Below are 13,111 nucleotides of genomic sequence, written 5' to 3'. Positions count from 1 at the left end.
CTTAACGCTGATTTTATTAAGGCCACGCGTAGACAAATTTTCTTTTTCAGACGATTTTTCCTCGCGTAGATTTTTGGCGCTACGAAGGAGCCAAAAATAAAATAGAAACTTCCGCTTAGTGCGGCATAGTATAAAGTTGGCGTTAAAAAACTGAAACAATCAAGCGTTAAGAAAGAAATTCTGTTTGAGCCGAAGGCGAGTTAATTTCTTTTAGCTTGCTTGTTTCAGTTTTAGCCAATTTTATACGCCGCTAACGCCTTTTTGCTTCTTTTGCGGCGAGGCAAAAGAAGAAACAAACAACAACGCAACTATGAAAAAACTACTTTTTACCCTACTGCTAATCCCAATCCTAGTCTTCGGTCAACTCGACCGAGTCGAACCACCATTTTGGTACGCCGGAATGCAAAACCCCGAATTGCAAATCCTATTCTACGGCAAGAACATTGCCCAGAATACCGTTTCGGTTTCCAGCGGAATCGTCATCAAAAATGTTCAGAAAACAGAAAACCCGAATTATTTATTCGTTACTATCGATACGCAAAACGTTCCCGCACAGGATTTAGTTTTCTCATTCAAAAATGGCAAAAACGTTTTCACGAAAAACTACAGCCTCAAAACCAGACGTAAAGATTCCGCGCTACGCAAAGGCTACGATGCTTCGGATGTGATTTACCTGATTATGTCAGACCGCTTCGCCAACGGCAACCCGAACAACGACAGCAACAAATCAGTGACTGAAAAAGGCGACCGCGCCAATCCCGGAGGCCGTCATGGTGGCGATATCAAAGGCATGATCGACCATCTCGATTATCTCAAAGAATTGGGCGTTACCGCAATTTGGCCAACACCGATGTGTGAAGACAACGACGCCAAATATTCCTATCATACTTACGGGCAATCGGACGTGTATAAAACCGATCCGCGTTTCGGCACCAACGAAGAATACCTGCAATTATCATCCGAACTGCACCAGCGCGGCATGAAACTGATTATGGATTACGTGACCAACCACTGGGGCGCAGAGCATTGGATGTACAAGGATTTGCCGAGTTACGACTGGATTCATCAGTTTCCTGGATTTTCACAATCGAATTATCGCATGACTACACAATTCGACCCGAACGCTTCGGCCATCGATGCCAAAAACTGTATGGACGGCTGGTTCGTGCGCTCGATGCCCGATTTGAACCAATCTAACCCGTTGCTTCTAAATTATCTCACGCAAAACGCCATTTGGTGGATTGAATACGCTGATTTGGATGGCTTCCGCGTCGACACTTATTCTTATAACGACAAAGTCGGCATTTCCAAATGGACCAAAGCCATCTTAGATGAGTATCCGTATTTTAACATAGTCGGCGAAGTTTGGATGCACGACCAAGCGCAAATGGCTTATTGGCAAAAAGACAGTAAAATTGGCGCAATTGACAACTATAATTCTTACCTGCCGAGTGTAATGGATTTTACCCTACATGATGCTGTTGGAACTGTTTTCAATGAAGACGAATCGGCTTGGGACAAAGGCTTAATTAAAGTTTACGACAATTTCACGAACGATTTCCTTTATCCGAATCCAAACAACATCATGACATTTCTGGAAAATCATGACACGAACCGCTTCAACGAAATCTACAAGAACGACTTCAAAAAATACCAACTCGGACTAGCGCTTATTGCCACTGTTCGCGGTATTCCACAATTGTATTACGGCTCAGAAATCGGTATGGCAGGCGACAAAAGCAAAGGCGATGCAGACATCCGTCGTGATTTCCCAGGCGGCTGGAGCGGGGACAAAAACAACGCTTTCACCAAAGCCGGAAGAACGTCCGAACAAAACCAGTTTTTCGACTTCACTTCGAGGCTGTTCAACTGGCGCAAAACCAATACGGCAGTACATTTCGGGAAAATGAAGCACTACATTCCTGAGAACAATGTGTACGTGTACTTCCGTTACACCGACTCGCAATCGGTCATGGTGGTCCTCAATAACAGCAACAAAACGCAAACATTCAAAACCGCCCGCTTCCAAGAAAGCATCGGAAATTATAAAACCGCTAAAGACATTTTTACTTCCAAAAGCGTCGATTTGAAAAATGACATTTCGATTGAGAGTAAATCGGTTTTGATCTTAGAATTAGAATAATTTCTCGCGAAGACGCAGAGACGCAAATCTTTTAGTGTTTTCAATTATACAAGCCAATACATATATTTACGCCACATGACTGAAAATGAATTATCGAGAATTGTCGTGGACACCTGTTTTAGAATTCATTCAAAACTAGGCCCGGGACTTTTAGAAAGTGTTTATGAAACCATATTGTTTTATGAGCTTACCTCAATAAATTTAAAAGTTGAAAGACAAAGCCAATTCCAATAATTTGGAAACAAGTTAATTTGGATATTGGTTTTCGTTCTGATTTAATAGTAGAGAATAAAGTAATAATAGAAATTAAATCTGTTGAACAAATTTCAAATGTACATCCAAAACAGTTACTGACTTATCTGCGAATTACAAAACTTAAGTTAGGCTTACTAATCAACTTTAATGAGGCTTACATAAAAAACGGAATAACCAGAGTTGTAAACAACCTTTAATAACACAAGCTTTGCGCCTTTGCGTCTTTGCGAGATTTAAATAAGAATAATGAAAAAAATCCTTTTCCTTTTCCTGATTACTTCCGTTGCTTTTGCCCAGAACGCAAACCGGAAATTCGAGGGTTACAAGAAATCCGGCAATACAGTTGAAATCATTACCTCCGATGGTAAGTATATTTTGAAGCCGTACTCGGAGCACATCGTAGAGACTTCATTTCTCCCGAAAGGCGAAATTTTCAACCCCGAATCACACGCGGTAGTTTTGTCGCCCGGAAAAGTGAAAACCAAAATTACTGATAGCAAAACCAATCTAACGCTCAGCACGAATGGGATTTCGGTCAGCATCGAGAAATCGCCTTTCAAAATTTCCTATTCTTACAAAGGCAAAGCGCTGATTTCAGAGAAAAACGGCTACACCAAAAAGGATTCGACCGAAACCATCAATTTCAATCTCGACGATACCGAAGTTTTGTATGGAGGCGGCGCCAGAGCTTTAGGAATGAACCGCCGGGGCAACCGTTTACAGCTCTACAACCGAGCGCATTACGGTTATGAAACCCGTGCGGAACTGATGAATTTCACGATGCCGCTGGTGATGTCGTCCAAGATTTACGCAGTGCATTTCGACAATGAGCCGATTGGTTATCTCGACCTCGACAGCAAAAAAGACAATACTTTAGCTTACGAAACCATTTCCGGACGGAAAACCTATCAAATAATCGCCGCCGATTCTTGGACTGAGTTGACTAAAAACTATACCGATCTCACCGGAAAACAACCGCTTTTACCGCGCTGGGCTTTGGGCAATTTCTCGAGCCGTTTTGGCTATCATTCGCAGGAAGAAACCCAGAAAACCATCGACCGTTTCATCAAAGACGAAATTCCTGTAGATGCGATCATTCTTGATTTGTATTGGTTCGGCAAAACGATTCAAGGCACGATGGGCAACCTCGAATGGGACAAAGACAAATTCCCGAACCCAGACAAAATGATTTCGGATTTCAACAGCAAAGGCATCAAAACGATTCTGATTACCGAGCCTTTTATCCTGACTACTTCGAGCAAATGGCAAGAAGCCGTCGATAAGAAAATACTCGCCACCGACAAAACCGGAAAACCTTGCACTTATGATTTTTATTTCGGTAACACGGGCATCATTGATGTTTTCAAACCCGAAGGCAAAGCTTGGTTTTGGGACATTTACAAGAAAATGATCAACCAAGGCGTTGGCGGATTGTGGGGCGATTTGGGCGAACCGGAAGTATTTCCGTCGAAAGCCTTCACGGCTAAAGGAAAAGCCGATGCCGTGCACAATGTTTATGGCCACAATTGGGCGAAGTTAGTGGCTGACGGGTATCAGAAAGATTTTCCGAACCAACGTCCGTTTATTTTGATGCGCTCGGGTTATTCGGGTTCGCAGCGTTTCGGCATGGTACCTTGGAGCGGCGACGTCAACAGAAGTTGGGGCGGCTTGCAATCGCAAACGGAAATCGCTTTACAAATGGGCATGCAAGGAATGGGTTATATGCACTCGGACCTGGGTGGTTTTGCCGGCGATTATTTCGATAACGAATTGTACTTGCGCTGGTTGCAATATGGGGTTTTTCAACCGATTTTCCGTCCGCATGCGCAGGAAGAAGTCGCTTCGGAACCGGTTTACAAAGACATCGCAACCAAAGCCAAAGCGAAGAAATTGGTGGAATTGCGTTATCAGTTGCTGCCTTATAATTACACGATTTCTTTCGAGAACAACCAAAAAGGAATTCCGCTCATGCGCCCGCTTTTCTTTGAAGAACCAGACAACAAATCTTTATTATCAGTGAGCGAAACTTATCTATGGGGCAATGATTTCCTAGTAACTCCAATTACTAAATCTGCGGTGACTTCCACGTCGGTTTATTTCCCGAAAAACAATAGTTGGTTTGATTTCTATACCGATCAGCAATATTTGGGAGGAAGTTCGAAAATGGTTCCTGTAGCCGAAGACCATATTCCGGTTTTTGTGCGCGGCGGAGCGTTCATCCCGATGATCAAAACGATTCAGAATACCACTAAATATTCGTTGGCTAATTTTGATTTGCATTATTATTTCGATGAAAAAACCAAAGCGAGTTCCGGACAACTTTATAACGATGACGGTCTCACACCCAACGATTTCGAAAAAGGCCAGTACGAACTGCTCGGCTTTAAAGCCAATACAAATGAAAAAACACTCAACATTAACTTGAACACAACGACAGGGAAAGCTTTTACCGCAACAGATAAAAACGTAAACCTAATCCTGCACCACCTCAACAAAGTACAGAAAGTGAGCGTCAACGGGAAAGAAGCTGTCTTCAAAACCAACAACAACAGGCTGGAAATTCCCGTAAATTGGGCCAAAGGAACTGCTGTTAACATTCAAATCCAGTTTTAATATGAAAAAAACATTTGCCTTACTTTTAATCGCATTTGCCTTGAACAGTCCAGTCAGCCTAGCACAGAATAAAAAAACCAAAGCGGCAAAAACCGTCGTGAAAAAGCCGTTTGTCTGGGAAGGCGCCAATCTGTATTTCTTGATGACCGACCGCTTCTTCGATGGAAATCCGACCAAGCAAACCTATTTCAACCGAACCAAGTCCACAGCCAAACTGCGCGGTTTCGAAGGCGGCAACCTTCGGGGCATTATCGAAAAACTAGACGAAGGTTATTTCGATAAATTGGGCGTGAATGCCATTTGGTTCACTCCGATTGTCGAGCAAATTCACGATGGCGTAGATGAAGGCACCGGCCTTACTTACGGCTTCCATGGCTACTGGACGCGCGATTGGACGGCACTCGACCCGAACTTCGGTACTAAAAAAGATTTGGCGGAACTGGTAACAAAAGCCCACGCAAAAGGCATTCGGATTGTGCTTGACGGTGTAATCAATCATACCGGCCCTGTCACAGAAATTGATACCGTTTGGCCTTCGGATTGGGTGCGGACCAGCCCGCAATGTGATTATAAAACATATCAAAATACAACAGCTTGTACGTTAGTGAAAAACCTGCCGGACGTGCTTACTGAAAGCAATGCTAATGTGGAATTGCCTTCGTTTTTAGTCGAGAAATGGAAAAAAGAAGGCCGTTATGAATCTGAAATGGCGTCGCTTGATGCTTTCTTCAAAAGAACAGGTTATCCGCGTGCACCGAAGTATTACATCATCAAATGGCTGACCGACTATATTCTTGAATTCGGGATTGACGGCTATCGTGGCGATACGGTGAAACATGTCGATGAAGCGGTTTGGGCCGATTTCAAAACCCAATGCGATTACGCTTTCGCGATGTGGAAGAAAAAGCATCCTAAAAAAGTTCTAGACAACAACCCGTTTTATACCATTGCCGAAGTGTACAATTACGGCATCAGCGCTGGGCAAGATTTCGATTTCGGCGACAAGAAGGTCAACTATTTCAAACACGGGTTCAACAATATGATCAACTTCGAGTTCAAATGGAATGCGGCGCAAATGAGCTATGAAGGCTTGTTTTCGAAATATTCAGACAAGCTCAACGGCGAACTTAAAGGCTATAGCGTGCTGAACTATATTTCTTCGCACGACGATTCCAAACCGTTTGACGGCGCGCGCACTAAAAACTTTGAAGCTGGAACCAAGTTATTGTTAACGCCCGGTGTTTCCCAGATTTATTACGGTGATGAAACCGGTCGCTCGCTCGAAATTGAAGGCACTGAAGGCGATGCCACTTTGCGCTCGTTCATGAATTGGAACGAGGTCAAATCGAACCCGGAAACCCAGAAAATTCTGGCGCATTGGCAGAAAATCGGTTTGTTCCGCAAAAACCATCCGGCAGTAGGCGCGGGAATTCACGAGCAACTCTCGGCACAACCTTATGTGTTTTCGAGAACTTTCACCAAAGGAAAATACAGCGACCAAGTTGTGATTGGACTGGAACTAAAACCAGGCAAAAAAGACATTTTGGTCGGGAAAATTTTCAAAAACGGCACCAAAGTAAAAGACGCTTATTCGGGTAAAACGGCCGTAGTTACTGACGGGAAAGTTATTTTCGACACCGATTTTGACCTAGTTCTTATCGAGAAATTATAAATCCTACCTTTGCGCTTTGAACCAATAAACAAATGCTCAAAATAGGACATCGCGGCGCCAAAGGACACGAACCGGAAAATACGTTGGCTTCGATTGCAAAGGCGATTCAGCTCGGCGTTGACGCTGTGGAACTCGATGTGCATCTGAGTGCTGATGGCCAAATTGTGGTGATTCATGATGAAACCGTAAATCGGACAACCCACCGCGAAGGTATCGTGAACCAAATGAGTTGGACCGAGTTAAAAAACCTGCGTATTGATGGCGAACACACGATTCCGCTCTTGTCAGAAGTTTTCGATTTGGTCAACCGCCGGATCTTCATCAACGTCGAACTCAAAGGCGAAGGTACTGCCCAACCGGTTGTGGGTTTGATTCAAAAATACATCAACAATAACAACTGGGATTATAGCCATTTTCTGGTTTCCAGTTTTGATTGGAACGCTTTGCAGGAAGTACATCGGCTCGATCCCAAAGTTGCGCTGGGCGTACTCACTTTGACCGATATAGAACTAGCGGTTGGTTTTGCCGAATTCATCCACGCACGCAGCATTCATCCTTATTTTCATTTACTAACACGAGAAAACACAACACAAATGCAACGAAAAGGGTTTGAAGTTTTCCCTTGGACCGTCAACGAACCGGAAGATCTTGAAAAAATAAAATCATTCCACGTCAGCGGAATCATTAGCGATTTTCCTGAAAGAATATGAACCGGCAATACGACATTATTATTGTTGGCGGAGGCGCGGCAGGTTTTTTTACGGCAATCAATATTGTTGAGAAAAATCCGCGAACCAAAGTAGCGATTCTCGAACGTGGCAAAAACGTGCTGGAAAAAGTGCGCATTTCCGGCGGCGGGCGTTGCAATGTGACCCACGCTTGTTTCGTTCCGAACGAACTCGTGAAATTCTATCCGCGCGGCGAGAAGGAATTGCGCGGGCCGTTCCATCAGTTTTGCTCGGGCGATACCATTGAGTGGTTCGAAAAACACGGCGTCACACTTAAAATCGAAGACGATGGCAGAATGTTTCCTATTTCAGATTCCTCGCAAACCATCATCGATTGCTTCCTCAACGCTACTAAAAAATTAGGAATTGCAGTACTCACCGGACAAAGCGTACAGTCTATCTTTAAAGGTGACGGCTATTGGAAAATCGAAACCAACGCCGAGACTTTCGCTTGCCAAAAAATCGTCATGGCCACGGGCAGCAACCCAAAAATCTGGGAACTACTGCAAAACCTTGGGCATTCAATTGTAAATCCGGTGCCGTCGTTGTTTACCTTCAATATTAAAGACTCCCGGATTAAAGATTTGATGGGCGTTGCCACACCTGCTCTTGTGAAAGTGAAAGATACCAAACTCAGTGCTTCGGGGCCGCTACTGATTACTCATTGGGGCATGAGCGGGCCGGGCATTTTGCGTTTGTCGGCTTGGGGCGCACGGATTCTGCACGAGAAAAATTATCAGTTTACCATCATCGTGAATTGGTTGCCCGATAGCGATTTCAATGAAAGTATCGAAACCTTGAAGGAACTCAAGCACGAAAACGCAAAAAAAATTGTTTCAGGAAAATCTCCTTTGCATTTGCCAAACCGTTTGTGGGAAAGCCTCGTCAACGCTACCGGAATCAATGCTGAAACCAAGTGGGCCGATTTGTCTAAAAACCAACTTGTGAATCTAGCCAATCAACTCACTCAGGCACAATTTCAGGTGAATGGCAAAAGTACTTTCAAGGAAGAATTCGTTACGGCAGGCGGTATCGATTTAAAGGAAATCAACTTCAAAACCATGGAAAGTAAGTTGCTGCCGGATTTATATTTTGCGGGTGAAATAGTCAACATCGACGCGATTACGGGTGGCTTCAATTTTCAGAATGCTTGGACCAGTGGCTTCATCGTGGCCGAAACCATTCTGTAAAACCAACTTATCAACCAAAATATTTGAGGTCAATTGGCATGGTCAAAAAAACATCCGAACAAAGTTTTAGTCCTTTTAATTTCTACTAGAAGTATCAATCTCAGGATTTTTTTTATCGGTTCAACCACCAAATACTTGCGTTGAGCAACGTCGCAAAACTCACCCAAAGCAGATACGGAATAAAAAGATAACCCGCTACTTTGTCTATTTTATTGAACTTATAATAGGTTTCGTAAATCATCAACCAAAGCAAAACAACCTCAATCAAAGCCAGCAGCGGATTTTTCAATCCGAAAAAAAGAACCGACCAAAGCGCATTTAAAGCCAATTGAATAGCAAAGAAAATAAGTGCTTTGCGAACGGCTTCCCTTTCAAAATCGATGCGGTTCCAAACCAAACCGGCTGCCACGCCCATTAGTACATAAAGTAAACTCCAAACCGGAGAGAAAACCCAAGGTGGCGGGTTAAAACTTGGTTTAATCAACATCGGGAACCAAGTATTGACCGAAGACTGCGTAGCTTGTCCTGACAAAAATCCGACGGCGAGACAAGTGGCGACGAAAATGGCGATTTTGAGTGGCTTATTCATAAAGTCTGAGAATTAAGTGTTGTGTTGCCAGGGCAAAGTTAAGCATCGGCGTTTAACCAAAAGCAGTATATTTGTTCAAAATTTCCATGTATGCCTGAATCGGATTTTATTGCAGCGCCATTTTTGAATTTAATTGAACGCGGAACCTTCTCATGGAGCGCGCCGAGCAATATTGCATTAGTAAAATACTGGGGCAAAAAAGCGCACCAGATTCCGGCCAATCCGTCGATCAGTTTTACGCTGAATAATTGCAAAACCATTACTTCGGTCGTTTTTGAAAAAAAGTCAACTGACGAAGATTTTTCATTCGAGCTGCTTTTTGAAGGAAAGCCCAAGGAAGATTTCAAGCCCAAAATCGAGAAATTTTTAGAGCGTATCGCGACCTATTGCCTGTATTTGAAGCAATACCACTTTACCATCGACACGCGAAATACCTTTCCTCACAGCTCCGGAATTGCATCGTCTGCCTCGGGCATGGCCGCTTTGTCGATGAATATCATGAGTCTTGAAAAAGTCTTGAATCCTAAGATGACTGATGACTATTTCTATCAAAAAGCTTCTTTTTTGGCGCGTTTGGGTTCGGGAAGCGCTTGCAGAAGCATCAAAGGAAAAGCCGTTGTTTGGGGAAATCATGCAGAGATTAACGGAAGCTCTGATTTATTTGGCGTGGAATTCCCGGGTCAAATTCACCCGAATTTTGAAAACTATCAAGATACTATTTTATTGGTCGACAAAGGCGAAAAGCAAGTTTCTAGTACTGTTGGGCACAACTTAATGAACGGGCATCCGTACGCCGAGAATCGATTTCATCAAGCACACAGCAATTTATCGAAGCTGAAAATGGTTCTCGAAAATGGCGATTTGCAATCGTTCATTGAAATCGTCGAAAGTGAAGCCCTCACTTTGCATGCGATGATGATGGCTTCGATGCCGTATTTTATTTTGATGAAGCCCAATACTTTGGAGATTATTAACCGCATTTGGAATTTCAGAAAGCAATCCAATATTCCGGTTTGTTTTACGTTAGATGCTGGAGCCAACGTGCATGTTTTGTATCCTCAGAAAAATAAAGTGGAAATATTGCAATTTATTCAGGACGAATTGGTTGGCTATTGCGAAAATGGTCAGTATATTTGTGACGAAATCGGACGAGGAGCTTCTTTAATTAATAATGAATAGTTAATAATTAATAATTGGGAGTTCCACTATTTAAGCCATACAGATATTATTATGAAAAGAAATGTTGTCAAGGAAAAATCCTTTTTGTTTGCTTTGGATGTGATTCAGATATACAAGAAACTGAGTTATGAAAAAAAAGAATTTGTGATGTCTAAACAACTATTGCGCTGCGGCACGTCGATTGGCGCCAATATTTGGGAATCTGAATGTGCTCAAAGCAAAGCAGATTTTGTCAGCAAATTGTCCATCGCGTTAAAAGAAGCTAATGAAACTGATTATTGGTTTGAGCTTTTATACATCTCTGGTTTTATCAACCACGAAGATTTCAAAAACATTAAACCCAAAATATCGGAACAGTTGAAATTACTAACCAGCATCATTAACACCTCAAAATCCAGTTATTAATTATTAATTATTAATTATTAATTAAAATGAAAGGTCCTTTATTTTACTCGAAAATCCTATTGTTCGGAGAATACGGAATCATCAAAGATTCTAAAGGTTTATCGATTCCTTACAATTTTTATAACGGCGCACTGAAATCTGACGGAAACACTTCATCGGATGCCATCAAGTCCAACACGAACCTCAACCGTTTTGCCGCTTATCTGGAACAGCTCCAAACCGAACAACCCGATTTAGTGACTTTCGATATTGCTTCCCTAAAAAAAGACATTAAAAACGGAATGTACTTCGATTCGAGTATCCCCCAAGGTTATGGCGTGGGCAGCTCCGGCGCATTGGTCGCTGCGATTTACGACAAATACGCGCAAAACAAAATCACCGTTTTGGAAAACCTGACGCGCGAGAAATTGTTGCAACTCAAAAATATTTTCGGACAAATGGAATCTTTTTTCCATGGCAAAAGTTCCGGCCTTGACCCACTGAACAGCTATTTGAGCATCCCGATTTTAATTAATTCCAAAGACCATATTGAAGCCACCGGAATTCCGACTCAAAGCCGCACCGGAAAAGGCGCTGTGTTTTTGATCGATTCAGGAATTGTCGGCGAAACCGCTCCGATGGTGAACATTTTCATGGAAAACCTCAAAGAAGAAGGCTTCCGCAAAATGCTCAAAAACCAATTCGTGAAATACACCGATGCTTGCGTAGAGAATTTCCTTGGTGGCGATTTGAAATCGTTGTTCTCGAACACCAAGAAATTATCGAAAGTTGTTTTGAACCACTTCAAACCGATGATTCCCGAAGAATTTCACGGCATTTGGCAAAAAGGTATCGACACCAACGATTATTATCTGAAACTTTGCGGCTCTGGCGGCGGTGGTTATATTTTGGGTTTCACCGAAGACCTGGAAAAAGCCAAACAATCCCTTAAAGACTACAAACTCGAAGTCGTTTACCAATTCTAGTGAATTAAAAATGCTGAGTAGAAAGAACAAATTGCTACTGATGAAAATCGTCAGTTTGTTCTCGGTCATTCGCGGCTATAATATTCCCGTGATTGTCGTGGCGCAATACCTTTCGGCGATTTTTATTCTGGCTCCAGATAAAAGTGCGCTCTCTATCCTACTCGACTTTAAATTGTTTATTGTGGTTTTTGCCTCCGCGCTCACCATTGCGTCAGGCTATATCATCAACAGCTTTTACGACAGCAAGAAAGACCTCATTAACCGACCGAACAAATCGATGCTCGACCGATTGGTGAGCCAGAAAACCAAACTGCAGGTTTATTTTACGCTGAATTTCATGGCCACTTTATCGGCCTTGTACGTTTCCTGGCGTGCGAGTTTGTTCTTTGCGGTTTATATTTTCACGATTTGGCTCTACTCGCACAAACGCAAGAAATATGCGCTCTACAGCAACTTCATAGCGGCTTTTTTGGCAGTGTTCCCGTTTTTTGGCATACTGCTTTTTTACTATTATCGCTTGCCGCTGAACGAAATAGAGAACCGCACCAACGACTTGGCTGTGATTTTTACCCACGCCGCCTTCCTTTTTATACTGTTATTGGTGCGCGAGATGATCAAAGACCTCGAAAACATCAAAGGCGATTTGGCCAACGGCTACCAGACTATTCCGATTGTCTTTGGCGAGAAAACCTCTAAAAGCGCGATTACCATTTTACTTTTGATTACAGTGCTTCCGGTGTATCTGCTCATTAACGTGTTCGATGTCGGCTACATGGATTTGTATTTTTATGTCGGGTTTATGGTCATGATTTTTTTCGTACTTAAGCTTTGGCAATCTGAATCTAAAAAGCAATATTTACTGCTGCACAACTTGCTCAAATTCCTAATAATTGCTGGGGTTTGCTGCATTGTACTGATCGATCCGACGGTACTATGGCATGGCCGAAAACTCCTCGAAACTCTTTAATTTTTCAGGGCGTGACCACAAGGGTCGGGCTGTTCGCACTCGCTTTTTTGCGCACCACTTTTTCTTAAGAATGGCGTTTTATCCAGCGCAAAAAGAGCTCAAACAAATGCTGCCATCCCTCACGCGAGGTAGTTAATTGGTCGTCAGAAGTTTTATGGAAAGTTGACTTTTTTAGACTTACTTCGTATAGACCGCTGCGCTGTAGGATATAAGACCGCTTCGCTTTAAGATCGATTACGGAAACTTGGGTTGTGGTTTTCCCATTGAAATTTATCTAAAAAAGTTCCTCTTGGGCATTAATTCCACAGAACGAACATTCAAAATAATTCACATCCAAACCAAACGCAATGGGAACACGGAAGCGCTACAGCTGATGGATAAGTGCTAAAAGCTGACAGCCGACAG

At 42.8% G+C, this 13,111-nt stretch carries 10 protein-coding genes and 1 pseudogene; 10 read left to right on the top strand and 1 reads right to left on the bottom strand.

Annotation, left to right across the window (positions count from 1 at the left end):
- The first annotated feature begins 310 nt into the window (after window positions 1–310).
- The 6 genes and pseudogenes from G4D82_RS05925 (at window position 311) to G4D82_RS05900 (ending at window position 8,601) form a co-directional block, all read left to right on the top strand.
- Entirely contained in the window at window positions 311–2,143 is a 1,833-nt protein-coding gene (locus G4D82_RS05925; protein ID WP_166335530.1) for a glycoside hydrolase family 13 protein, read from the top strand.
- Window positions 2,144–2,218: 75 nt separating this feature from the next.
- Window positions 2,219–2,595: pseudogene (locus tag G4D82_RS05920) on the top strand (GxxExxY protein).
- Window positions 2,596–2,644: 49 nt separating this feature from the next.
- Entirely contained in the window at window positions 2,645–5,011 is a 2,367-nt protein-coding gene (locus G4D82_RS05915) for a glycoside hydrolase family 31 protein (RefSeq protein WP_207788129.1), read from the top strand.
- 1 nt (window position 5,012) lies between these two features.
- Window positions 5,013–6,683 carry an alpha-amylase family glycosyl hydrolase gene (locus G4D82_RS05910; RefSeq protein WP_166335528.1) on the top strand — a complete coding sequence of 557 codons (1,671 nt, stop codon included), beginning with the start codon at window positions 5,013–5,015 and terminating at the stop codon, window positions 6,681–6,683.
- 32 nt (window positions 6,684–6,715) lie between these two features.
- Complete coding sequence (locus G4D82_RS05905) at window positions 6,716–7,393, top strand: glycerophosphodiester phosphodiesterase (protein ID WP_166335526.1); 678 nt, start codon at window positions 6,716–6,718, stop codon at window positions 7,391–7,393.
- Window positions 7,390–8,601 carry a BaiN/RdsA family NAD(P)/FAD-dependent oxidoreductase gene (locus G4D82_RS05900; protein WP_166335524.1) on the top strand — a complete coding sequence of 404 codons (1,212 nt, stop codon included), beginning with the start codon at window positions 7,390–7,392 and terminating at the stop codon, window positions 8,599–8,601. The genes G4D82_RS05905 and G4D82_RS05900 overlap by 4 nt, the downstream gene beginning before the upstream one ends.
- Before the next feature lie 112 nt (window positions 8,602–8,713).
- On the opposite strand, the gene G4D82_RS05895 is transcribed toward G4D82_RS05900, so the two are convergent.
- The gene (locus G4D82_RS05895) at window positions 8,714–9,190 is read right to left on the bottom strand and encodes a TspO/MBR family protein (protein WP_166335521.1); all 477 of its coding nucleotides are present in this window, start codon (window positions 9,188–9,190) and stop codon (window positions 8,714–8,716) included.
- A gap of 90 nt (window positions 9,191–9,280) precedes the next feature.
- Between G4D82_RS05895 and G4D82_RS05890 the strand changes: the two genes are divergently transcribed.
- The 4 genes from G4D82_RS05890 to G4D82_RS05875 are packed head-to-tail and all read left to right on the top strand — an operon-like array spanning window position 9,281 to window position 12,706.
- A complete protein-coding gene (locus tag G4D82_RS05890) occupies window positions 9,281–10,369 on the top strand; it encodes a diphosphomevalonate/mevalonate 3,5-bisphosphate decarboxylase family protein (RefSeq protein ID WP_166335519.1) in 1,089 nt (362 codons plus the stop codon).
- Window positions 10,370–10,420: 51 nt separating this feature from the next.
- Window positions 10,421–10,774 (top strand): four helix bundle protein, encoded by a 354-nt coding sequence (locus G4D82_RS05885; protein ID WP_166335517.1) that lies wholly within the window; start codon window positions 10,421–10,423, stop codon window positions 10,772–10,774.
- 26 nt (window positions 10,775–10,800) lie between these two features.
- On the top strand, window positions 10,801–11,739 hold the full coding sequence (locus G4D82_RS05880) for a mevalonate kinase family protein (protein ID WP_166335515.1): 939 nt from the start codon (window positions 10,801–10,803) through the stop codon (window positions 11,737–11,739).
- Window positions 11,740–11,749: 10 nt separating this feature from the next.
- The gene (locus G4D82_RS05875) at window positions 11,750–12,706 is read left to right on the top strand and encodes a geranylgeranylglycerol-phosphate geranylgeranyltransferase (protein WP_166335513.1); all 957 of its coding nucleotides are present in this window, start codon (window positions 11,750–11,752) and stop codon (window positions 12,704–12,706) included.
- Window positions 12,707–13,111 lie beyond the last annotated feature (405 nt).

The organism is Flavobacterium lotistagni (assembly GCF_011392125.1).
In the GTDB taxonomy this organism is placed as follows: domain Bacteria; phylum Bacteroidota; class Bacteroidia; order Flavobacteriales; family Flavobacteriaceae; genus Flavobacterium; species Flavobacterium lotistagni.
This window is presented reverse-complemented; position numbering and strand designations above follow the sequence as displayed.